We start from the raw sequence: 23,974 nt of genomic DNA, 5'->3' as shown, positions 1-23,974 counted from the left end.
TATTGGTTTTGCCACCTTGATTTAATAAACCCTCTAATTGAATCAATGTGGTTTTTTTAGGTTACGTTATGAAAAAAACAAAAATAGCCATTATTGGCGAATGTATGATTGAACTTAGTGGCAAAGCGTTTTCAACTCAAACCCAACAGTTTGGTGGGGATACGCTAAATAGCGCAGTATATTTATCACGCTTACTTTCTCATGTTTCGCCTTATTACATTACAGCATTAGGCCAAGATGAATACAGTTTATTAATGCTTCAAGCTTGGGAAGAAGAAGGGCTAGATTGTTCACTAGTTTTGCGTGATAAGGAACGACTTCCGGGGTTATATAGCATTAATATTGACGATAGCGGAGAACGCAGTTTCTATTATTGGCGTGATAATTCGGCAGCAAAATATATGTGTCAGCATCTTATGTTTGTCCCTAATATTGCAAAAGTAATGGATGCAGACATTGTGTATTTATCCGGTATCTCACTTTCTATTCTGCCAATCCATGATCGTGAAATATTATTGGATGCATTATCAACATTAAAAAAACATGGTGCGACGATAATTACTGATTCTAATTACCGTCCAAAGCTATGGAAAGATCGAATAGACGCTAAATTTTGGTTGGATAATTTATATCGATTGAGTGACATCGCTCTAGTGACTGGAGACGATGAAGAGTTACTTCTTGGAATTGAAAATACCCCACCGCAAAACATTGCAGACCGATTGCACGCTTTAGGCGTCTGGAACGTTGTGGTGAAACTTGGTGCTAAAGGCGCGATGTGGTCAAGTCAACATGGTGAAACCGGTTATGTAGATGCGGAACCTGTGGATCAATTGGTAGATACCACTGCAGCGGGTGATTCATTCAATGCTGCATATATCGCAGCGTATAGCCAAGGTTTAACAATGGCTGAAAGTTGTACTTGGGGAAATCGTTTAGCCTCAAAAGTCATTCAACATAAAGGCGCTATTATCCCAATAGAAAACATGCAAACACTTATTACAACTATGGAACAGACAAATGAAAAATAATCTTTGGATCGAAACATTAAAAGCCTTACGTGTTATGCCTGTTATTCAAATTGAAAATGCAGATGACGCTGTTCCTTTAGCAAAAGTGCTTATAGAAAATGGATTACCTGCTGCCGAAATTACGTTTAGAACGGCAGCTGCAGAAGAATCGATTCGTCGCATTCGTCAAGTATATCCAGATATTATTTTATGTGCAGGAACAGTATTAACAAAAGAGCAAGCCAAGCTCGCTGTCGATGCAGGAGCCGATTTTGTTGTGAGCCCTGGTTTTAATCCAAAGACGGTTCAATATTGTTTAGATAACAATATTAAGATTATTCCGGGAATCAATAATCCAAGCTTAGTTGAGCAAGCGTTAGAGATGGGACTCTCGGCATTAAAATTCTTTCCTGCAGAAGCATCTGGTGGGTTGAATATGTTGAAATCATTAACTGGACCTTATAGCAATATTCAATTAATGCCTACAGGTGGGGTTAACCTGAAAAACTTATTAAGTTATTTGGCAATACCACAGGTTATTGCGTGTGGTGGAACATGGATAGCTCCAACGGATGCGATTAAAAATCATGACTGGAAGGTTATCGCTAAAAATGTACGTGAAACTTGTTCATTAATTACTGGTGATGAAGATGGAAAATAATCAAATAACGAAACACGTTGCTGTTTTACTTGCTGATGGTTTTGAAGAAGGCGAAGCGGTTGTTTTTATCGATATAATGCGTCGTTTAGATATTAAGGTTGATGTCTTATCTTGTATGAAAACGACCGCATTAGAAACCTATTTTGAAACTCGAATTTCTGCCGATTATACGTTAAAAGATAAACAAAACGTTCTGTATGACGCAGTAATGATGCCAGGAGGCCCAAAAGGTACGGATAATTTATCTGCCAACCCAATGGTTATTGCTTTTCTTGAACGCCACATAACGAAAGAAAAATACATTTGTGCATTGTGCTCTTCTGGTGCAAAGGTACTTGCGGCAAATAATTTATTGAATGGACGAAATTACACAACAGGCGGAGGACTTGAGAAGAAGTTTTCGGATGGTACTTTCCAAGATAAGAAAGTTGTTGTAGATGGACATTTTATTAGTGGTAAGGGGCTTGGTGTTAGTTTTGAATTTGCGTTTACAGTAGCTAAATATGTGCTTTCTGACAATATTGAAAAAGTAGAGTGGCAAACTCAGCATATTTATTTTGACCATATTTAATGACAGTTTATTACTCGTTAAAATAAAAACGGCACTAATTAATAGTGCCGTTTTTATTGCTTGCTAGCTACTAGTATTAACTAAACATATCCAATAACCAGTAGCTTACAGGGTTGTCAGGACACTGATATGGGCCACATTCAATAAAGGTTGAAAGCACATTAACCAATACCGCAATAATTGCTAATATGCAGGCAAATCGACCAAATTGATCCATTTGATAGACTTCAGATGACCATTCATTATTCCAAAGCATTAGCAGCACAGCGACTCCTACAATAGCCATCATAAAGATGACAAAAGCCCATGTGTAGTAGTGCATACCTAGGATTGGGCTGCCAAAGCCTGGAGTGCCAGGAATTACGTGCAAAGAAACTTGACGTAATGCAGTTGCAGCACCAAATAATGCGCCAATTAATATCACGCCATAATGACGCTGTTGTGTGCCATAAATAATGTTTAGCATAAAACCAAACATCACCATAACAAAGCCAACACGTTGTAAAAGACAAAGTGGGCAAGGCAGTTCATTCCAAGCAACTTGAAGCACTGAGCCCATCAGTAATACAAACGTAATACCGAGTAGCCCCAAAATATTAAGTAAAGTTACGTTTTTACTATTCATATGTTCACCTACAGTAAAATAGACAGAGGGTCTGTCGCGTGATGATGAAACCAATATAAGCCAATAATGACTGAGGCGGTAAATAAAACGTAGCTAGTACTTTTTTTGCCACTAAACGTGCAGAGCATCGCAACGAGTAGAAGCAAGAAGATTAAACTCATCATAAGTTAACACTTCCTTTAGTTAAGGTTTAATTGATTACCCTAAATCCTATGTTGGATTTATGAGTTCCTGACTTTAATTTTTACTTTCGAGATCTTAAATATAGGCTGAAAATGACATAAATTCATATAATTGAATGTAATGTTCAGGCTGATCTACTTTTCATTACATAGTGTAAAAGAAATTAAATTGTGATGAGAGTCTTTTTATTGAGGCAAAGGGCACTTTTAAGTACCTTCCTTTAAGTGTAAGGGCATAACGATTGATGAAATGAATGTTAAAGTGGATTGAGAGTATACTTTGTGAGCGATAATTGAACAATTAAATAAAAACAGCTAAATTATAATGTGGAAATACCATGTGAATATAAGTTTTACTTAAAAGAATTTATTAAACATGGAAATTTAATTTTTATATTTAACTGTTACTTTTATTTAGACTAAGTAAATACACATTACAATGTTAACTATTTGTGTGGTAAGTTTATTTAATGTTAACTTTTAATTCTAACATGTTTCTTTTTTTGTATATAAATAATGAGACAAATAAACCCCTCTATTTTGCCAAGAATAATATCTTACTGCTGAATCTTTACTTGAATACATTGTTTTTTTACATTTCATACATTCAATGAAATATATGCCCTCCTTTATTTTCATAACGTGAAGTTTTCTTGAATGACATTTAGAACAACTTAGTCTATTTATTTTTGACGCTCTGTCGATTTTCCGACAAAAACTTTCTAGATCATCATTTTCCAATGATTTATATATCCCTTCTGAATTTTCTTCATTTGAAATCAAGTTGTTAAGAGCATATGAGTAGACTGCTGGTATGTTGCAAGTGTTCGATTCCATTCTATTTATCTTTGATATTGGGACTCCAAATAACTTTGAAAGATATGCAGTATTTAATTCAAGTAAAAATCGGACAGCAATAAATTTATAATGGGTATTAATATTATACATAGTCATATCCCTATAATATTTAAATTAACTTTAAATAAAGTGTTATATTTAAATATAACTAATTTTTATGATTAATCTTTAGCCATTCACCATGTGGCTTTTTTAGAATATAAATTACAGGTTAAAAATATGCAACTGTATATTTACAGGATGGCATAAATGTCTTGCGTGTTAAAATTGGTTAATTTTAATAACATAAATAGTGTTGTTCATTATTAATATGCGAGCGTGAATAGCACTTTTAATTTAATAATAAAAGTCATGCAATCGGATATTTATGATTGTCTTTTTTCTTAATGTGATTAATGTGAATTAGATCAACAAATTACTCTTGATGTTGTTTTTAGTGTTTTAAATATTTTAATTTCCCTCCTGTCATTCAAACAGAAGAAATTAATTATGAAAAATTTAAGCATAGCGATAAGTAATAATCTTGGCGATTACTTCATGCCTCTCGCTGATATGTTGGTTGAAACGTTTAATCGAGAATTAAGACCTATTGATACAGTAGCGCTAACAGACGTTAGTGCCGTTATTTTGTCAATTGAGGATGTGTCGGGAAACGTACATAAGCAAATTGAAGAAACGTGTTATGGCATTCCAGTCTTTGTTATTTGTGGCAATGGTACTCGCCAATTATGCTCTTGTGATTATGCGAAAGTAACCAGTGTGATTGACTTAACTCAACAATCTATCTCGTATTACTGCCGCCAAATTAATGAAGCTGCGCATAAATACGAATCAAAAGTTCTGCCCCCATTTTTTGAAAAGATTACTCGATATGTTGATCAAGGGAATGCGGCGTTTGATTGTCCGGGGCATCAAGGTGGTCAGTTCTTTAAAAAACATCCAGCAGGTAAGCAGTTTTATGATTTCTTTGGTGAAAACTTATTCCGAAGTGATTTATGTAATGCGGATGTCGCGTTAGGTGATTTATTGATTCACGAGGGACACGCGTGTGCTGCACAAAAACATGCAGCAAAAGTGTTTAATGCAGATAAAACCTATTTTGTTCTTAACGGAACATCGGCATCGAACAAGGTGGCTTGTAACGCTATTTTAACCCCCGGGGATTTAGTGTTATTTGATAGAAATAATCATAAATCAAATCACCACGGTGCATTATTTCAAGCGGGTGCAATTCCTGTCTATTTAGAAACCGCTCGTAATCCTTATGGCTTTATTGGTGGTATTGATGAGCATTGTTTTGATGAAAGTTATATTCGCGATCTCATTGCAAAGACAGATCCAGAGAGAGCAAAAGCTGAGCGTCCATTCAGAATGGCGATTATTCAGTTAGGTACATACGACGGTACTATTTATAACGCTCGTTTTGTTATGGATAAAATTGGTCATCTATGTGATTACATTTTGTTCGACTCTGCGTGGGTAGGGTATGAGCAATTTATTCCTATGATGAAAGACTGTTCACCGCTGTTATTGGATTTGAAACCAGAAGATGCAGGGGTACTTGTTACTCAATCTGTTCATAAACAACAGGCGGGTTTCTCTCAAACGTCCCAAATTCATAAAAAAGACAGCCATATAAAAGGACAAGCTCGCTACTGCAATCATAAACGTTTCAATAATGCCTTTATGATGCACGCATCAACCAGTCCATTTTATGCGTTGTTCTCTGCATTAGATGTGAATGCGAAGATCCATGATGGTGCCTCTGGTCGTAAGTTGTGGCATGAATGTGTGAAAATCGGTATTGATACTCGTAAAGAGCTATTGAACAGCTGTGAATACATTATTCCGTTTATTCCTGAAAAAGTAGACGGTCAATTATGGCAAGAATACGATACCGAACTTATTGCGAATGAGAAAAAATTCTTCTTATTTAATCCAGAAGATACATGGCATAAGTTTGAAGGTTATGGAAATGAACAATACTTTGTTGACCCTTGTAAGTTATTACTAACAACAGCGGGTATTAATGAACATGGTGGTTATGCTGATTTTGGTATCCCTGCAACCTTATTGGCTAACTTCTTACGTGAAAATGGTATTGTCCCTGAAAAATGCGATTTGAACTCAATTCTGTTCTTACTTACACCAGCAGAAGATATGGCAAAAATGCACCAGCTAGTGGCACAAATTAATCGTTTTGAACAATTTGTTAAAGACGATGCACCATTACAAGTGGTATTGCCAACCGTATATGAAGCCAATAAAGAGCGTTATAGGGGATATACGATTCAACAATTGTGCCTTGAAATGCACAATATGTACCGAGAACTAAACGTGAAAGAGTTGCAACGTTGTATGTTCCGAGAAGCTTATTTCCCTGAGATGAAAGTCGTTCCTCAACAAGCGAATACTCAGTATTTCCGTGGTGATTGTGAATACGTTGAATTAAAAGAAGCAACGGGTCGTATCGCCGCTGAAGGCGCTCTTCCTTATCCTCCTGGCGTGCTATGTGTGATCCCTGGTGAAGCATGGACTCAAGAAGTCACTCAATACTTCTTAGCGTTAGAAGAAGGGATTAACCAATTCCCAGGATTCGCTCCTGAAATTCAAGGTGTTTATTTAGAAGAAGTAAATGGCCGAACAACCGCATTTTGTTACGTCCTTAACGAATCAAATTAATAACTAATGAGCGCGGTGGGAGCCTCCTTCCGCGCCACTTCAGTGGTGAACTTATGACACAAAAATCAAAAATGGGCGTAGTGCAACTTACTGTCCTGACTTTCATTAATATGGCCGGCTCCGGTATTATTATGTTGCCAAGTAAATTGGCACAAGTAGGCTCGATTTCAATTATTTCATGGCTTGTGACTGCTATTGGGTCTATGAGTTTAGCTTATGTATTTGCTAAGTGTGGGCGATTTAGTAAACGTCCAGGTGGTATGAATGGTTATGCGTCTTATGCCTTTGGTGATTCTGGTGCTTTCATGGCGGGGTGGACTTATGGTCTATCTTTACTGATAGCGAACATTGCCATTGCTATTACTTCTGTTGGTTACGCCCAAGCTTTTTTTGAAGTATCGCTAACACCGATTCAAACTTGTATCGCTACAATAGGAGTCTTGTGGTTATGTACTGCTGCTAACTTTGGTGGTGCAAAAGTGACAGGCCAGATTGGTACGTTTACAGTATGGGGGGTAATTTTACCTGTATGTAGTTTAGGGATTATTGGTTGGTTCTGGTTTAGCCCTGAGATGTACGTTAACTCTTGGAATCCACACAGCTTACCATTTGGTGAGGCGGTGAGTGCTTCAATAGCCATGACATTATGGGCATTCCTTGGGTTAGAATCAGCCTGTGCGAACAGTGATTCAGTTGAAAATCCAGAGAAAAATGTACCTATCGCAGTACTTGGTGGTACGTTAATTGCGGCTGTGGTTTACATTGTGTCTACTAACATTTGTGCAGGTATTGTTGAGAATGGTGCTTTAGCTGCATCAACTGCGCCATTCAGTTTAGTATGGCAAGTAATGCTTGGCTCTTGGGCTGGTAAAGCTGTGGCAGGTTTAGCCGTAATCGCATGTACAGGCTCTTTATTAGGATGGCAGTTTACTATTGCTTCTGTATTTAAAAGTTCTGCGGATGAAGGTTTTTTCCCAGAAGTATTTTCTGAAATTGATCAACGAGGCACTCCAGTAAAAGGGATGATCATCATTACCGTTATCCAAACCGTCTTATCTTTAATGACGATTAGCCCTACGTTGAATGAACAATTCGAATCGCTAGTTAATTTAGCAGTAGTGACTAACGTAGTGCCTTATATCCTATGTATGGCTGCTATCTTTATTATGCAAAAGTTTGCCCATGTAGATAAAAAAGAGATGAGTAAAACAAACTTTATTGCGGTAGTTGCTGCGGTATATAGTTTCTATGCACTGTATGGTTCTGGTTATGAAGCCATGATGTGGGGTTCAATTGTAACCTTCTTTGGTTGGACTATGTATGGCTTTATCGCATACAAGCATGAAGATGTAGAAGCAGAAGAAGTTAGATAGAAAGTGAATAAATCAATAAAAACCCCCATTTCGACAGTGGTTGAAATGGGGGTTTTTTATTATGTTATTTATAACTACGTAGACATAGAAAAGCCCTTAGCATGATATAGCGTAAGGGCTTTGATAAGGTTATTCTTTATTAGGCAAGGAAAAATTAACTCTCTGGCAACCAAGTTTGCTCTGACACAATTTTTTGGTTTTTGAATGTCAATTGTTCAACTTTATCACCATGATTGTTCCAATGAGTGACTGAACCATCTTTGATTTTGCCGTTATCATAATTGGCCTCGGTCGCTTTTTTGCCGTTAGCATAGTAACTGGTGTATTGACCGTCTTTTTGGCCATCGTCGTAGCTGATGGTTAAATTTTTCTCGCCATTGTCATACCAACGGGTTGCTTGACCATCTAGCTGGTTATTTTTGTAAGTAAATTCTGTTTTCTTTTGACCGTTTGCATACCAAGTTTGCATTTGGCCATTTAACTTACCGTCTTTGTAATTAAGTTTTGAGGCCATTTGACCATTTGGGTACCAATTACTTTCGGTGCCGACTTCCAATCCTTTGTTGAATTGCGCTTTGGTAGAGATTTGTCCATTATCATATTTTTGAACGAATGCTCCTGTATATGGAGTTTCTTGGTTCACTTGATAAGCTACACCATTACGCATTTGTAAGTAATCAACAGAACTGTCTTTTGGTGCTGTTGCTGCGTAACTGGCACCAGACACTGCACTTAGAGCAAGTAGAACAGGAATATATTTCTTCATAGTGGTACCTCATTTTTTCGCTAACATTTCACATTGAATGGCTGTGGTTTTCGCCTATATCGCTTCCATCATTTTTATTTTTTTGATGTTAAAAGCTAAGCTGGTATTCAATATTCCACTTATTTTTATGAATGTCAGTACCGAATTTGGTAGTCATACTTTTCATTTATGAGGTGTAAATTTAGGGAACTTTTCGTGCTTCTTAAGGTAGTTCTAGTGGTTTTGTTTCACAAAGTCTAAGAAGGTTCTGTCGGCTTTAGATAGATAACCGTTCTTTCTCCATGCAATCGAAATATCAAGAAAAATAGGGTCACTAAAAGGAATGGATACAATGTCGGGCTCGTTCTCTGTGGCGAGTTCTAACAAGGCACTAATGGCAAAATCTCGTTTTACAATTTTCAGTATCACTGGTAATAGATTGGTTTCAAAAGAGAAAGTAGCGGTCAATTTTTGTTGTTGGCAAATGAAATCTAACCTTTCTCTATGAAAATATCCTTGTTTAAACATGACTAATTCTTGAGAGAAAAACTCTTTAAATGACAAGGTGTCTTTGGTTGCAAACTCATGCTCAGGACTCACAACTGCAACCATTTGAGAACGTAATAAATGGTCAGAATCCAGTGCGTCAGGTAAGTTTCTTACTTGAGTAATCCCAAGATCAATCTCCCCATCAAGCAACATTTTTTGAATTGATTGAGCCCCGGCTTCTACCATAGTGAGTTTTAATTTTGGGTAGCGACTTTTAAAGGCCATCAGTACATCGGGAAAATAATAGGTTCCCATTATACTTGGAACGCCTAATCGAACTTCGCCTTTCTCTAATCCCCTTAATTCTTTCATCGCTAAAGTCGCATCATCCAGCTGCTGGAGGATAAGTTTGGCGTGTTTAAGTAGGGTTTCTCCCTCATGAGTAAGGGTTATTCTGCGTTCGTGGCGACGGAAGAGTTCCAGTTCTAACTGACTTTCAAGTTTTTTGATGGCGACGCTTAGTGCGGGTTGGGCAATGTGCAATGCATTCGCCGCGTGAGTAATGTTTTGGTGCTCGGCCACTGCAACAAAATACTTCAATAATCTTGTATCCATCTTAATAATTCTCCATAACTAAAAACTATCAAATCAATAATTATTATATATTTTCACTATTTCAATGAACTTGCTACTGTTTTGATATTGTTTTCCTGATGATGATCACTGAGATGATTGAATTTCGTAGCCGAGCCTATTACCAAGTGAGCGCCGCACTGGCTTTTGGATCCTTTTTGGTATTTTGTAACCTATATTTATTTCAACCGATGTTGCCGGTTTTAGCAGACCATTTTTCGGTTTCTGCAACTCAAATCAATTGGCTATTAGCCGCGGGAACATTCACTTTAGCTTTAATGCTATTACCTTGGGCTATAGCCTCGGAAATGATAGGCAGACGAAAGGTGCTGCTCATTAGCTTATTCTTATTACCAGCTATTGGTTTGACGTCATTACTTACTGACAATCTACTGTTACTTATCATCAGTCGTGCATTAATGGGTTTTGCTTTGGCAGGGTTTACTGCGGTAGCGGTAGCCTACATGGCTGAAGAGTTTTCAACAAAGGCATTCAGTCATGCAATTGGGGCTTATATTAGTGCTAACTCATTAGGTGGGATATCTGGTCGTATTTTTGGAGGCATGATAACGGACCATTTTGATTGGCAGACTGCGGTTATTAGTATGGCTATGCTTAGCTTAGTAGGGGCTATTGTGGTCGCTTTTGTTCTTCCTAAAGAGACACGATCTATTCCTAAAATACCGCAACTATCTCAATATCATCGAATTATTTTTCAACACCTTAGAAATAAAAAGATTCTGTTTGCGATGTTGATTGGTGGGGTGAACTTTGCTTTGTTTGTTAATCTATACACAGTGGCTGGTTTTCGTTTAGTCGGTGCGCCTTATTTGTTACCTATTAGTATTGCTTCTATGATTTTCCTTTGTTATTTATCCGGCACTGTCAGCTCTCGATTAGTAGGGATATGGTGTCAACGTTTTAGCTCGGTATCAGGGATGTTTGTTGGGGCATTATTAAGTTTAGTTGGGATGCTAATTTCCAGTAGTGAATCACTTATTATGATTATTATTGGATTGAACGTACTTAGTTTTGGTGCTTTTTTTACTCACTCTTTGGCTTATGGTTGGGTGAGTCAACAAGCGGAAACCGCAAAATCTACAGCAACGGCTCTATATTTAGTTCATTACTATGTTAGTGGCAGTTTAGGCGGATTTTATTTGATGTATTGCTGGCAGCATGGTGGATGGGAAAGGGTAATATTAGGTGCTGGTATATTATATGGTGTGATTTTTTGGTTATGTTGGCGTTTGTATCATTATGCCCACACCAAGACAGTGTGGGCATAAAGGAAAAGATTAAGCGTTAAATATTTGGAACCCATTCTTGCCTGAGCGTTTAATGTAATACATGGCTTCATCAGCATTATGCATTAAGTCATTAATGTTTGAGCCATGTTCAGGGTAGAAAGCAACGCCAATACTGGTGTTTAACATGTGCTGTTCACCATCAAGCTTCAATGGTCTATGTGATAAATATAAATACGCTTCAACTTGCGAAATAATGTTTTTTGTATCTTCAAAGTCGTAGATGAGGATAGCAAATTCATCACCACCAATTCGAGATACATAAGCATTAATTGAAAACGCATATTCTAGATTTTTAGAAACGGCTTTTAATGCCAGATCACCTACACTGTGACCAAAGCTGTCATTCAAATCCTTAAAGCCATCGAGATCAATATAGATTAGCGCTAGTTTTGTGCCAGTTCGTCGTGCGTTTTGCATCTTCCAATGAAATAGTTTTTTAAAGTAACCACGGTTAATTAATCCAGTTAAACTATCGTGATGAGCTAATTTTCTAATTTCATTGTGGTCGTTGGATTTTTTAAGTTGTAATCGAGCAATAACATAAGCCATACAGAATGAGAATAAGATGATACTTAATGAAATATATAGGTCATTGACTGATGCATTTTCTAATGACCATTGATCTGAGTATGGCGAAAACGTAATTAAATGCCAACAAGTATCTTGCTTGATTATGTGAACTTCTTTTAATGAATCTATATTTTTAGGGTAAGAAAATACAGAATCAAACGTTAATACGCCAGTATCTAGAGTGACTTGACCTGCGTCTTTATTATTTATGCAATCATATGTTTTTGGATAGATGTCAGAAAATTTCTTATGCTCGTGATTAGGGAACATAAAGGCAAACTCAAGCTCAGGACGACGATCATAAAATAGGAAGTAATTGTTATTGTTAATTAGCATATGGTGATCTTTATCATTCAGATTAAAGATTTTTAAACCATCAAGTAGATGCTCTGCTAAGTAATTTAAGATCACTATGCCACGCTTACGGCCTTCTTTATCATAGACAGGGGTGGCAAGGCGGATCATAGGTTTATGAGGAAACTCAATTTCACCATGTTCGATATTAAGGTCAAGCACAGAGATATAAACGTCACCATCATGCAGTTTTAAACTGTCTTTAAAGTAGTAACGATCCGCTTTATTTTGTAATTGTTTTTTTGGAACAATGGATGGGACACCATCGTTATAGTTAATACGAATAATTTCATTACCCTGAAGATCAAGGTAACGGAGTTGGTCATAAAGTCCTTTACGTAAACTCAAGGCGAGGGTATTTAACTCAGCAAGTTCAGTGAGTTTTTTATTTCGGCCACTATAAGCATGATGAATTTCAATAAAGTCAGACAACAGCAGTAAATCTTGTCCAATACTATCAAGTGTCATTGAAATATATTTTTTCTGTGCAGCAACAATTGCTTTTTGCTCAGACTTTATTTTATTAATAGAGATTTCGTTTTCTGAATATTTGTAAAAATAAAAAGCAGAAAATAACAATGTAAAAAATAACAAGAATAAAACGATAAAGCGTGGCCAAAAAAAGAATTTAGTAGGCTTATTTAATCTCATTACGTCATTCACTTACAAAAAATTAACAAATATTAAAATAACTTAGTAAAAATGGGCCTAATTTTGAGGCGTACATCACTAAATTTGGAAAGTAACCGTTAGGGGGACTTTATAATATATAACCACCGCTATCAATGCTTATAGAATAGTTAAATGAATATTAATTGACCTTTATTATGATGAAAGTAGAGATTATTCTAAATCGAACCTTACTTTTTAACTACGGTTACATATATTGTACAACTGTAACAATAATGGTTATTAATCTTATTATTATTAAGAATTCAATATAAGCATTAGCTTTCTTATTTCTATTTAATGTAGAAAGCTAATGTGCTTAATTTAATTTGACGTTGATTTTGGTGGCATTGGGTAATTAATACTAACGTATTCGGGTTCTTCAATTCCTGCGTCTTGGTTTAATACGCGCGTTAGTATGAAATAGTAGTTAGCTAATACATTGGCAAAGCGAGGTAAGGTTTCTGGTATCTTCTTTGTGGTTAATTTATCGATTTGAACCAAAGCGCGAACTACTTTCTTACTTAGGCTACGGCACTGGTGCAGTTGGATCACAGGACCTGTTCCTCTTGGAAGGACAAAGCGTTTTCCTTTATCTTCTACTTGTTCTTTAAACGCGAGCATTTCAGCGAGTAGCTCTTGTACGTCTTCTTCAAAAATACCGCATTTACCACGTATTGAACCATTTAAATGAAATATCTTTGGCTGTAAACGCTCAAGAGATTCTCTTACTTGTGCATGAGTGATTTGAGAAAGCGCCAAACCGGTATAGGCACATAGCTCATCGGTTAAAATCTCAAAATCACACAATGGACTGTCTTCAAAAATAAAAGGGTATGAAAGCTCACCAACCACACCAGATGCTTTTAGTGCCATAATTAAATCACTTAGTTATCAATAAAGAATGAAGGTACTTTATCACGTCTACTCTAGGATTGATTATCCTTTTCTTGGCTTAGTAATTGTAAAATGTTGTCGTGATTTTTATTGGTCATTTCAAGAGATAGGGCTGAATTCTCGATGGCTTTTGCCATGGTTGAAATATTAGTAGTCGCTTGTAATAAGGTGTTTTGTAACGGACGAAGGATAAACCAATAAAAGCAGGTAATAATTGCGACTAAGGCAAGGACAACGATAGCGAGTAATAAAATGACTTTAAAAGTTAGATCATCAAAGAATTGGGTACTGGTTGTAGAAAGGGTTTCTTTTGATTCTTTTAAAAAAGTGGGTAACGATTGAAGAGAGTTAGATGATACATCGACAAGGTTATTGATGTTCTCTATCGTTTTATGAATGTTTTGCTGTTGCTCTGGAGTGAGGTTTCTATTTTGTGCGATTAGTTCAAGGGAGTTTGCCATTCTTTGCATTGCTTGGGCACCTTGTTCTGCAGATTGCTCAATGCCTTTAATATCAACCATGGCGTTAATGCTGATAAGAGGCTGTGTGATTTCCTCTTCGCTATTAGCAAAACTAACAGAAGTAAACAAAGTAAGTAGAAGCAGTAGCGTGTATTTCATTTTCAATCCTTTGGACAATATATCCTATGTAGGGTAACTATAGAAAGAAATCACTTCTATTTCCATTGCTTAGCTCTAATAAAAAAGGGTTTGAAGGTATAAATATAGAATATATAGCGGTAGCAAAGTACAATACGACCCATCTTCGGAATACGGTGAGAATCCGTAACGGACGCGCCACTGTGAGAGTCTCAATGGGATTTGAGTCAGATACGAAGTGCTTAATTTTATGTTCTATTACATTAGAACAATAATGTACGCGATTTACAGGAGTTTTCATGCGCTGGCCTGCGTTAAAATTATTTATTATTGCCTCTTCTTTTTTGTTTTCTTTTTCATCGATGGCTGAGACTATTTATCCATTAAGCGTGGTTGATGGCTTAGGGAACTCTGTTGTTATTGAACAAGAACCTAAGAAAATCTCATCTAAAACCCTATTTACTGATGCTGTGTTATTAGAATTGGTGGATGACAGTTCACTATCCAGTTTGACTGATTTAGCCAATAACCTTAATTACTCAGCGGTAAAAGACATTCTTCCAAAATCAGTGCCTTTATTGGCATTGAATGTAGAAATGATTATTGCTAATCGTCCTGATATTGTGTTTGCTGCGAATTGGAGTGATGCTTCAAAATTGGCGATTATTGAAAGTGCGGGCATTCCTGTTTATCGAATTCAAACACCTAAAACAATTGCAGAGATTGAAGCTGAGATCTTACGTGTTGGTGAAATAGTTAACAAAAGCGAAGCGGCTAAAAAAGTCGTTGCCAAAATGAAAGCACGATTAACTCAAGATGTGATTAAGCCAAAACAAAGATTAATAGCGTTAGATTACAACCCTTGGGGAACTTCTAGTGGGCAAGACTCAACATGGGATGAAGTATTAAAGCAGGCAGATCTAGATAATGCGATTGAAGGATTAGTCAGTGATAAATACGGACAAGTGCCAGTATCAAAAGAAATGGTGATTGTGCTTAATCCGGATGTGTTGTTTATTCCTGCTTGGGTTTATGGCGATGACAATGGAGCAGAGCAGTTCAAGCAAGATGTAATGTCTGATCCATCACTACAATCTGTCACTGCGATTAAAGAAGGGCGTGTGTATCAAATGCCTCATGTATTAAGAAGTGTTTATAGTCAGTATATTATTGATGCTGTTCTTTTTGTTAATCATTCTGCGTATAAGAAACCCTAATGCCTTTTTATCGTTTAACTTCAGTTCAAATTATTATTTCTGTGAGTCTTTTTGTTGGCTTATTTTTGGCGTATCTCAGCCTTGGTGCTGTGCATATTCCAATTATCGATATATTGGCGATGTTTAAGAGTTATTTGCTTAATGGTAGCGAACTCGCAGCAAAAGAATACCCATTAGCCTCTGCGATTGTTATGCATATTCGATTACCTAGAGCGTGCGCCGCTATTCTTGCTGGTGGTGCATTGGCCTTGGCTGGGGCGTGTACTCAAGGTTTATTTAAAAATCCATTAGCAAGTCCAGATGTGTTGGGAGTGAGTTCTGGCAGTAGTTTTGGTGCGGTGATTGCGATAGTCACGGGCTTTTCATTTATGAACCCGATGTGGCTACCGATTTTTACTACAGTGGGGGCATTAGCAGCATCAGCGTTTATCTATGTATTGGCTTCTCGCAGTTCTTCTTCGCAGATCTTGTTTTTAATCTTAACGGGCTTGGCGTTATCGAGCTTATTGGGTGGCGCTCGCATGGGGCTATTATTAATGGCTCAACAATATGAAGTCAGCCAATTTGTTTTTTGGGCAATGGGTGGTTTGGATGGGCGTATGTGGCAACATTTATTGTGGCCAACACCTGTCATTATTATTGTTTCAATTCTGCTATTAAAAGAAAGTCGAGCCTTAAATTTATTAGCATTAGGTGAAGAAAGTGCGCACGGAATGGGGCTTAATGTAAAACAGACTCGATTCAAGCTATTGATGTTTGCTACCTTGCTTACTGCGATGTCGATAGCGATTGCCGGACCTATAGGCTTTATTGGCTTGATGGTGCCGCATTTAGTGCGTTTATTAGTGGGCCCTGCACATGAAAAACTGTTGCCGTTCTCTGCCATTTTTGGTGTTATTTTCTTGCTTTTATGTGATTTGTTAGGTCGTTGGATTATCGCACCAAATGAATTGAAAGCAGGGATAATCACCTCGTTTATTGGCGGCTGTTATTTTATAGGCTTAATTATTCGATTCCAAAGAAAAGGGCGTTTAGCATGATGAATTCAACAGCGGCATTACTAAACGTATCAAACCTAAGTTATCAAGTTGGTTCAAAAATGTTATTAAACGACATCTCATTTTCAGTGAATGCGGGTGAGTTAGTTGGTGTTATTGGCCCTAATGGTGCTGGTAAAAGTACCTTGATGAAATGCATCAGTGGTTTTCAAGCCTATTCTCAGGGGGAGATATCAATTAAAGGCGAATCGCTATCGAGTCTTTCTCATATTGAACGTGCATTAAGTATGAGTTATTTACCCCAATACAGTGAAGCAGCCTTTCCATTCAGTGTATTGGATACTATTGGTTTTGGGTTTCATGCGCGTCAGCAACAAGAATTGATTTCACCTGTGGTTATTAAAGAAAAAAGCAAAACCGCGTTAGAAAGAGTTGGAATAGGGCATTTACATAATCGAACAGTGACTGATTTATCTGGTGGTGAAAAACAGTTAGTACACTTTGCGCGATCATTAGTGCAAGGAACGTCATTAATGTTGCTTGATGAGCCAACGGCCAGTTTGGATATTGGTCATGAATCGCAGTTAATGAATGTGCTTTATCAAGAATGCCAAAACGGAAAGTCAGCTCTAGTCGCTATTCATAATTTAAACACTGCGGCAGAGTTTTGTGATCGACTCATCTTGATTAACCAAGGTGAAGTGATGGCAGAAGGTAAGCCAAATGAGGTGTTGAGTGAAGAGAATATCCGAACTTTATATCAAGATTTAGTGATGGTGTCGAATCATGCGGTGACAGGGAATACGATAGTGTCGCCGTATAAAAAGTAATTCAATATTTGGATAATAAGTATAAAAAATCCAGAGTCTCGGTGAGTCACTCTGGATTTTTTGTTGGTTATATTTATTACCTACTCACACGGTGGTGCCATGTGAATTAATGCTAAACCACCGAGTGATGTCTCACGGTATTTACGGTTCATATCTTTACCTGTTTGATACATGGTATCGATCACTTTATCGAGTGAGATAAGACATTTGCTTGTTCGTTTAAGCGCCATACGAGAGGCGTTAATCGCCTTCATTGACCCCATTGCATTACGCTCGATACAAGGTACTTGAACAAGGCCGCCAATAGGATCACACGTCATACCTAACGAATGTTCCATGGCAATTTCAGCCGCCATACAAATTTGCTCATTACTGCCACCGCGAAGTGCCGTTAAGCCAGCCGCTGCCATTGATGATGAAACGCCTACTTCACCCTGACAACCTACCTCAGCGCCAGAAATGGAAGCATTAGTTTTATATAAAATACCAATCGCACCAGATACCGCTAAGAAGTCTTTTAGTTGCTTTGTATCAAGCTCTTTAATGAAACGATGGTAATACATCAATACACCAGGAATAACACCAGCGGCACCATTGGTTGGAGAAGTAACAACTTGTCCACCTGCGGCGTTCTCTTCACTTACAGCAAAAGCAAATAAGTTAATCCAATCCATGATCTCCATTGGATCGTTTTCAATAGAGGCGTTTGCTTCTAGTTTTTTCAATAACGCAGGGGCACGACGAACCACGTTTAAGCCACCATCAAGAATGCCTTCAGTTTGAAAACCACGCTCCATACACAATGACATGACTTTCCAGATTTGATCGGCTTTCGCATCAATCGCTTCCATCGGTTGGAAGGCGACTTCATTACGCAGAATAAAACTACCTAAACTTAATCCTTGAACTTTTGCTTTTTCTAGCATTTCATCGGCTGATTTGAATGGGAATTCAACTTCAACATCAGTGGTGCTTTTGCCATTAGTTAATTCATCTGCGGTAGCAATAAAACCACCACCCACAGAGTAATAAGTTTCGATGGCAAGCAGTTGGCCTGCCGTATCAAAAATGGAAATCGTCATGCCATTTTCGTGCAATGGTAAGTTAGTTTCATGGAAAAGCATGTCGGTTTCATAGTCAAAAGTGATTTCGTGATCACCCGCGATATGCAATATCTTATCTTCGATGGCTTTCTTCATTGCCAAATTTGCACTGGTTATCTTGATTGTGTCAGGGCGATTACCTAATAACCCTAAAATGGTTGCGCGGTCAGTGTGGTGACCGATACCTGTTAAAGAGAGTGAGCCATATAAATCAACTTGGACACGAGAAACTTGTGCTAAATGAGGTTGGATTAATTGCGTGAAGTTGTACCCCGCAATCATAGGACCATTGGTGTGTGAGCTTGATGGCCCAACGCCAATTTTGTAGATATCAAAGATAGACAGCATAAGACATTACCTATTTAAATGCAGTAAAACCAAAATCATAAACGTGTGAGCATCGCTTACTGGTTTTACTATTATAATTATTAAGTTTAGTTGTTTTGTAGATTTGTGCTTAAAAATGACGAATCCCAAGCACTAACAACTAGAACTTGGGATTAAGATAGTGAAACGTAACATAAATGAATGAGGACAAATACCCCAAAAAATAAGGGGTAAAGGATTTATTGATTACTTAATCGCTAGGCCTTTGTTATTCAAGTACCCCTTGATATGAGGGCGTGACTCTTGTGACAACTTGCTTGTAATTTGCTCTGACCATGAACTTTGTTTTTGATTACTGGTACGCGTTGCATAGTATGTCGACATGATGTCGTCGTATTCATGGACTTTGTTTTTATCGAGTTGTTGATAGGTATTTTCATGAACGATAACCTCTGGACTTAAACGAGGTTTCTTCTGTGGTGTTTGAGCAGGGTGACCTAAACACATGCCAAATAGAACGGCGGTGTAATCTGGCAACTCAAGTAAATCATCCACTTCTTGTGCGTGAGTTCGTAAGCCACCAATATATACGCCACCGAGGTCCATTGATTCTGCCGTTAATAAGCAATTTTGCGCCATGATCCCGGCATCAACAGCACCAATCAGTGTTAGTTCTGTATATTCCGTTTTTACTTCTGGGTTCATTTCATGGTGACGTTGAAAATCAATACAAAAAACCAGAAACTCCGCGGCACCTTCAACATAAGGTTGACCGCCAGAAAGCTCAACTAATGCTTTACGTTTATCTATATTGGTAACACGAATAATTGAATTTACTTGAAGTAAGCTAGAAGAAGAGGCTGCAATACCAGCGCTGATGATGGTATCTAATTGCTCTTTAGAGATAGGTTCGTTAGTGAAAGAACGAATAGAGCGGTGGTTTAAAATCGTATCGATAACTGGGTTCATAATACATTCCATCTTGTGATAGTTAGGAGAGCAGATCACCCAAAAGATGATCTGCTTATATTACAAAGATAAGGGCTTATTAATAGAATACAAGTTAAGAAAGCTACATTCCGAAGAAAGTCCCTACTGCCAACCCTAAGAAGATAACAGCAGTAATACGATGAATTAAGGTTAATGGCAGTTTATCAGCAGAGAACTTACCAATTAGTACAACGGGCACATTGGCAAGTAACATACCTATAGTGGTGCCTAAAATAACCCAATGCAAAGCATCAGCATTTTGTGCGCCTAGAATAGACGTTGCGATTTGAGTTTTATCACCAATTTCAGCAATGAAAAAGGCAATGAAGCTAGCAACAAAAGGACCTCTGTTTGATATTTTTTCGTCATCATCCAATTTATCTGGGATCAAGACCCAACCAGCCATTGCTACAAAGCTCACAATAAGAACCCACTTCAAGGTTTCTGGTGTTAAAAAATCGGCAACGACAACGCCTAAATAAGCCGCTAAAGCATGATTTAAAATGGTTGCAAAAAAGATTGCAGCAATAATAGGAAGTGGTTTTCGGTATCTACTGGCAAGCAGTAAAGAGAGAAGTTGGGTTTTATCACCGATTTCGGCTAGTGCGACGGTGGTTATAGATATTGCTAATACACTCACGACATTACTCACTTGGGCGGGATTATAATTATAAGATCCATAGAAAAACCTCACGCCCACCCAATGGTTCGTGATGTTAATCTAAGGTCTTGCCGAACAAGTTGCTCATACTTGTCTCGTATACCATGATGATTTTGCATCAATTATGTTGATATACAAACTTTCTGTTTATTTTGTTTAGACAATTAAAACATGAAAGCAGGCTACTCCCCAAAGAGTAAGGACGTGATAATAGGGGAATCAGCGTCTAGATTCAAGTCAAGGTATTGTTGGAGAATGTGAATCACTCTGTTTGTGATCGTAGTCGTAGAGTTTTTTACACACCTATTTTGATGGGTTCGTATTATAATCCGCTTCATTCAATCACCTTATGTAAATGGCGCTATGGATCTTATTCAACTTTCTCGTATTAATTTTAAACAACTAACGGCGCTGCATATAATGTTGTCGACTCATAGTGTTACTCAAAGCGCTGAAATTTTATGTATGAGTCCATCCAGTGTCAGTAAAACGTTATCACAATTAAAGTCATTACTTGGCGATGAGCTTTTTTATCGAGAAGGGACGCAATTAATTCCTACGCCTTATGCATTAAAAATTGGCCCGACGGTACATGTCATTATTAACAATATGAATGGGTTATTGAATCAATCTGCTTTTGAACCTTTGCGGTTTTTAGGTAAGTTTTCACTCTCAATGCGGGAGAGTACCTTTGAGATATTTGCACCAATAATTAGTGATATTTTATCAGCTCAAGCGCCTAATTCGCATATTGATATTCATTCCAAAGAACACTTAGGATTTGATGCGTTATTAAATGGCCAAGTTGATGTCATTTTGTTACCTCATGATAGAAGCCAGCCACCAACGACAGAAAAGCAATTAGTGTGGGAAACCGTACTTGATGATGAGATGGTTTGTTTGATGGGTTCTGATCATCCGTTAGTCGATAAAGAATTAACCGTTGAAGCCTATTTAGCATACAAGCACGTAGGTATTTTTGATAAGGAACTAAATGTGCCTTATTTTGAACAGTGTCTTACACAGCAATATAAGCCAAGAAACGTTGTTATTTCGGTGGCTGATTTTGGTAGTGCAGCAATTCTTTGTCATCAAACTGAATTTTTATTTACCTGCTCTAAAAAATGGGCGGAAACGGCAAAGCAAGCTCAAGGATTAGTTATTAAAGCGTTGCCTTTTGATTATGGTCAGGTTGCTTATAGCATGGTTTATAACAAATTAAGTTTGAATGATCAGTCGCTAAACTGGTTATGTGAGCGTATGAAAAAGCCAAATAATGTTACTATCTGACCCTCAATCAATATAAGCATTGTCATTACTATTTTTAGGCGTCATCTATCAAGGTATTTAAATGGATTTCACAAAAGAAAAGATAACAGCTGAGCATTCTCTAGAACGAATTTACCCAAAACAGCTGAATCAAGATGAGAAAAGTCATCAAGATGTACTAGACATTCATCTAGAACGCTATGAATTTGCTTCAAAGCAGTTATGTGGAACGTATATTCTGGACATTGCTTGTGGTTGTGGATATGGCACAGCATTAATGGCTGAAGCACATCCAGAAAAAATATTTGTAGGAGTTGATGTTGACCCACTAGCGGTTGAATACGCGAAAACCCATTATCAAGCAGAAAACTTACGCTATGAATGCGGTAATAGTATGGATTTCCAACTTTTACTTAGTGATGATGAATATCAACAGTTTGACACTATTATTAGTTTAGAAACCATAGAGCATGTGCCAGAACCTCAAAAGATGGTGACACATTTATTGACTCAATTGAGCGAAAAAGGAGTGATGATTGCTTCAGTTCCGACGACGCCAACGGTAGATGGAAACCCTCATCATTTGCATGATTTTACTGTTGCTTCTTTTTATCGTCTGTTTTCAGCCTCGAATTATCAGCCGAATGAAACGTTTGAACAGATCCAATATTGGGAATTTAAAGGGTTGTTTTCGAAAAAAGAATCGAAAGAAAACCGCTCTCAAGGCGTGGGGCGAAATATCGTTAAACACTATGTTAAAAAGCCAAGTGCGCTGTTCTTTAGAGTGCATTCGATATTAACGAAAGGGCTAAACAATCGTTATCTCACCGCTGTTTTTTCTAAATAAAGAATAAAAAAATAGCCAACCTCTGGAGGAAGAGGTTGGCTATTTATTATTAGGATTCTTTTATTCTAAATCTTCGCCATTAGTCGCGATGACTTTTTTATACCAGTAAAAGGATTTTTTAGGCATTCTATCTAATGAACCATTACCTAAATTATCTCGGTCAACATAGATAAAACCATATCTTTTACTCATTTCACCCGTCGAAGCCGCGACTAAATCAATGCTTCCCCATGGGGTGTAGCCCATTAATGGAACGCCATCAGAAATTGCATCCTTCATCGCTTTAATATGTTCTTTAAGATAGTTAATGCGATAGTCGTCGTTTATCTCGCCATTTTCATCAATTGTATCTACCGCACCTAATCCATTTTCTACTAGGAATAATGGTTTTTGATAACGGTCATACAAAGTATTCATTGTGATCCGTAATCCAACAGGGTCAATCACCCAGCCCCAATCACTTGCTTCTAAGTGAGGGTTCTTGATGGATTTAACCACATTGGCTTCACTGGTATTATTATCATTCATATCTGCAGAGGCACAACGAGAAGCGTAATAACTGAATGAGATGAAATCGACCGTATTCTTTAAGATCTTACGATCTTCATCAGTGATATCGATAATCACATTTTTATCATCAAAGACCTTTTGAGCATAAGATGGGTAGTAACCACGAGACTGAACATCAATAAAAAACAGGTTTTCTCTGTCTTTTTGCATTGCGGTTAATACGTCTTCTGGTTTGCATGAGTATGGGTAAAAATTCCCCCCGGCTAACATACAACCCACTTGGTTTTGTGGGTTAATGTCATGTGCGATGCGTGTAACTAATGCACTAGCAACTAACTCATGGTGCGCAGCTTGATATTTAACTTGTTCTTTATTTTCTCCTTCTTTGAAAAGAATACCGGCCCCTGAAAATGGGCTGTGCAGTAAGATATTAATTTCGTTGAAAGTAAGCCAATGTTTTACTAGTCCATCAAATTCAGTAAAACAGGTTTTTGCATAGCGTTCAAAAAATGAAATCATTTCTCTGCTGCGCCAAGAACCGTATTCTTTGACTAAATGCATAGGAACATCGAAGTGGCAAAGTGTTACTAAAGGTTCAATACCGTACTTTTTACATTCTAAAAAGAGATCACGATAAAAACGAATGCCTTCTTGGTTTGGCTCTAACTCGTCACCTTTAGGGAAAATACGACTCCATGCAATAGAGGTTCTAAATACTTTGAATCCCATTTGGGCCAGTAGGGCGATATCTTCTTTATAGCGATGGTAAAAATCAATGGCTTGATGGCTAGGGTAATATTCTGATTCATCTAATGAAACACTTTCCAATAAACCTAATTTTGTTGCCATACGATTTTCACCGTAAGGGATCATATCGACTGTGGTTAATCCCTTCCCACCTTCTAAGTGTGCGCCTTCTGCTTGGTTTGCAGCAATAGCTCCGCCCCATAAAAAGTCTTTAGGAAATACATTATTAGACATTTTGTTATCCTTT

The 23,974-nt window shown here is 37.5% G+C and carries 22 protein-coding genes and 1 riboswitch; of the genes, 11 read left to right on the top strand and 11 right to left on the bottom strand.

Annotated features, from left to right (window positions below):
• Window positions 1-68 precede the first annotated feature (68 nt).
• From BTO23_RS17400 to BTO23_RS17390, 3 genes are read left to right on the top strand one after another with little or no spacing between them, the layout of a single operon-like run.
• On the top strand, window positions 69-1,031 hold the full coding sequence (locus tag BTO23_RS17400; RefSeq protein ID WP_105064155.1) for a sugar kinase: 963 nt from the start codon (window positions 69-71) through the stop codon (window positions 1,029-1,031).
• The gene (locus BTO23_RS17395) at window positions 1,021-1,671 is read left to right on the top strand and encodes a bifunctional 4-hydroxy-2-oxoglutarate aldolase/2-dehydro-3-deoxy-phosphogluconate aldolase (protein ID WP_105064154.1); all 651 of its coding nucleotides are present in this window, start codon (window positions 1,021-1,023) and stop codon (window positions 1,669-1,671) included. Before BTO23_RS17400 ends, BTO23_RS17395 begins: the two co-directional genes overlap by 11 nt.
• A complete protein-coding gene (locus BTO23_RS17390; protein WP_105064153.1) occupies window positions 1,661-2,242 on the top strand; it encodes a DJ-1/PfpI family protein in 582 nt (193 codons plus the stop codon). The genes BTO23_RS17395 and BTO23_RS17390 overlap by 11 nt, the downstream gene beginning before the upstream one ends.
• Before the next feature lie 76 nt (window positions 2,243-2,318).
• On the opposite strand, the gene BTO23_RS17385 is transcribed toward BTO23_RS17390, so the two are convergent.
• On the bottom strand, window positions 2,319-2,867 hold the full coding sequence (locus BTO23_RS17385) for a disulfide bond formation protein B (protein WP_105064152.1): 549 nt from the start codon (window positions 2,865-2,867) through the stop codon (window positions 2,319-2,321).
• Between the two features lie 8 nt (window positions 2,868-2,875).
• Window positions 2,876-3,031, bottom strand: coding sequence for a DUF5993 family protein (locus BTO23_RS21420; RefSeq protein WP_170066766.1), 156 nt, complete (start codon window positions 3,029-3,031; stop codon window positions 2,876-2,878).
• A gap of 1,365 nt (window positions 3,032-4,396) precedes the next feature.
• Between BTO23_RS21420 and speF the strand changes: the two genes are divergently transcribed.
• Together speF and potE are read left to right on the top strand one after the other, a co-directional pair.
• Window positions 4,397-6,589, top strand: coding sequence for an ornithine decarboxylase SpeF (gene speF, locus BTO23_RS17375; RefSeq protein WP_060993222.1), 2,193 nt, complete (start codon window positions 4,397-4,399; stop codon window positions 6,587-6,589).
• Between the two features lie 53 nt (window positions 6,590-6,642).
• Window positions 6,643-7,962, top strand: coding sequence for a putrescine-ornithine antiporter (gene potE / locus BTO23_RS17370; RefSeq protein WP_105064150.1), 1,320 nt, complete (start codon window positions 6,643-6,645; stop codon window positions 7,960-7,962).
• A 154-nt stretch (window positions 7,963-8,116) separates the two neighbouring features.
• On the opposite strand, the gene BTO23_RS17365 is transcribed toward potE, so the two are convergent.
• Both BTO23_RS17365 and BTO23_RS17360 read right to left on the bottom strand, forming a co-directional pair.
• Window positions 8,117-8,728, bottom strand: a complete 612-nt coding sequence (locus BTO23_RS17365) for a toxin-antitoxin system YwqK family antitoxin (RefSeq protein ID WP_061029060.1) — start codon at window positions 8,726-8,728, stop codon at window positions 8,117-8,119.
• A 213-nt stretch (window positions 8,729-8,941) separates the two neighbouring features.
• A complete protein-coding gene (locus BTO23_RS17360) occupies window positions 8,942-9,811 on the bottom strand; it encodes a LysR family transcriptional regulator (protein WP_060993225.1) in 870 nt (289 codons plus the stop codon).
• Window positions 9,812-9,924: 113 nt separating this feature from the next.
• Between BTO23_RS17360 and BTO23_RS17355 the strand changes: the two genes are divergently transcribed.
• The gene (locus BTO23_RS17355) at window positions 9,925-11,118 is read left to right on the top strand and encodes an MFS transporter (RefSeq protein ID WP_245922135.1); all 1,194 of its coding nucleotides are present in this window, start codon (window positions 9,925-9,927) and stop codon (window positions 11,116-11,118) included.
• A gap of 9 nt (window positions 11,119-11,127) precedes the next feature.
• Here BTO23_RS17355 and BTO23_RS17350 read toward each other — a convergent pair whose 3' ends face one another.
• The 3 genes from BTO23_RS17350 to BTO23_RS17340 form a co-directional block, all read right to left on the bottom strand.
• Window positions 11,128-12,714, bottom strand: coding sequence for a sensor domain-containing diguanylate cyclase (locus tag BTO23_RS17350; protein ID WP_105064148.1), 1,587 nt, complete (start codon window positions 12,712-12,714; stop codon window positions 11,128-11,130).
• Window positions 12,715-13,056: 342 nt separating this feature from the next.
• Complete coding sequence (locus BTO23_RS17345; RefSeq protein ID WP_105064147.1) at window positions 13,057-13,608, bottom strand: cobalamin adenosyltransferase; 552 nt, start codon at window positions 13,606-13,608, stop codon at window positions 13,057-13,059.
• A gap of 53 nt (window positions 13,609-13,661) precedes the next feature.
• Window positions 13,662-14,249 (bottom strand): hypothetical protein, encoded by a 588-nt coding sequence (locus tag BTO23_RS17340; RefSeq protein ID WP_060993229.1) that lies wholly within the window; start codon window positions 14,247-14,249, stop codon window positions 13,662-13,664.
• Window positions 14,250-14,527: 278 nt separating this feature from the next.
• On the opposite strand from BTO23_RS17340, the gene BTO23_RS17335 reads away from it, so the two are divergent.
• Genes BTO23_RS17335 through BTO23_RS17325 form a run of 3 tightly spaced genes read left to right on the top strand, consistent with a single transcriptional unit; the run spans window position 14,528 to window position 17,273 of the window.
• The gene (locus tag BTO23_RS17335; protein WP_105064146.1) at window positions 14,528-15,445 is read left to right on the top strand and encodes an ABC transporter substrate-binding protein; all 918 of its coding nucleotides are present in this window, start codon (window positions 14,528-14,530) and stop codon (window positions 15,443-15,445) included.
• A complete protein-coding gene (locus BTO23_RS17330) occupies window positions 15,445-16,485 on the top strand; it encodes a FecCD family ABC transporter permease (protein WP_105064145.1) in 1,041 nt (346 codons plus the stop codon). The genes BTO23_RS17335 and BTO23_RS17330 overlap by 1 nt, the downstream gene beginning before the upstream one ends.
• Window positions 16,482-17,273, top strand: coding sequence for an ABC transporter ATP-binding protein (locus BTO23_RS17325; protein WP_425427823.1), 792 nt, complete (start codon window positions 16,482-16,484; stop codon window positions 17,271-17,273). Before BTO23_RS17330 ends, BTO23_RS17325 begins: the two co-directional genes overlap by 4 nt.
• Window positions 17,274-17,353: 80 nt before the next feature.
• On the opposite strand, the gene BTO23_RS17320 is transcribed toward BTO23_RS17325, so the two are convergent.
• The 3 genes from BTO23_RS17320 to BTO23_RS17310 all read right to left on the bottom strand — a co-directional run bounded on the left by BTO23_RS17320 (window position 17,354) and on the right by BTO23_RS17310 (window position 20,333).
• On the bottom strand, window positions 17,354-18,724 hold the full coding sequence (locus tag BTO23_RS17320; protein WP_105064144.1) for an L-serine ammonia-lyase: 1,371 nt from the start codon (window positions 18,722-18,724) through the stop codon (window positions 17,354-17,356).
• 225 nt (window positions 18,725-18,949) lie between these two features.
• On the bottom strand, window positions 18,950-19,672 hold the full coding sequence (gene nfsA / locus BTO23_RS17315; RefSeq protein ID WP_105064143.1) for an oxygen-insensitive NADPH nitroreductase: 723 nt from the start codon (window positions 19,670-19,672) through the stop codon (window positions 18,950-18,952).
• 103 nt (window positions 19,673-19,775) lie between these two features.
• Entirely contained in the window at window positions 19,776-20,333 is a 558-nt protein-coding gene (locus tag BTO23_RS17310; RefSeq protein WP_170066765.1) for a TMEM165/GDT1 family protein, read from the bottom strand.
• A 94-nt stretch (window positions 20,334-20,427) separates the two neighbouring features.
• Window positions 20,428-20,557: riboswitch (yybP-ykoY riboswitch) on the bottom strand.
• A 160-nt stretch (window positions 20,558-20,717) separates the two neighbouring features.
• On the opposite strand from BTO23_RS17310, the gene BTO23_RS17305 reads away from it, so the two are divergent.
• Both BTO23_RS17305 and BTO23_RS17300 read left to right on the top strand, forming a co-directional pair.
• The gene (locus BTO23_RS17305) at window positions 20,718-21,644 is read left to right on the top strand and encodes a LysR family transcriptional regulator (RefSeq protein ID WP_105064141.1); all 927 of its coding nucleotides are present in this window, start codon (window positions 20,718-20,720) and stop codon (window positions 21,642-21,644) included.
• A 61-nt stretch (window positions 21,645-21,705) separates the two neighbouring features.
• Window positions 21,706-22,470, top strand: coding sequence for a class I SAM-dependent methyltransferase (locus BTO23_RS17300; protein WP_105064140.1), 765 nt, complete (start codon window positions 21,706-21,708; stop codon window positions 22,468-22,470).
• A 60-nt stretch (window positions 22,471-22,530) separates the two neighbouring features.
• Here BTO23_RS17300 and BTO23_RS17295 read toward each other — a convergent pair whose 3' ends face one another.
• Window positions 22,531-23,961, bottom strand: a complete 1,431-nt coding sequence (locus BTO23_RS17295) for a 6-phospho-beta-glucosidase (protein WP_061029102.1) — start codon at window positions 23,959-23,961, stop codon at window positions 22,531-22,533.
• Window positions 23,962-23,974: the final 13 nt, after the last annotated feature.

Source organism: Aliivibrio sifiae, assembly GCF_002954715.1.
Classification (GTDB): Bacteria; Pseudomonadota; Gammaproteobacteria; order Enterobacterales; family Vibrionaceae; genus Aliivibrio; species Aliivibrio sifiae.
Note: the sequence above shows the minus strand (reverse complement) of the source record. Positions and strands in the feature narration are given on the sequence as shown.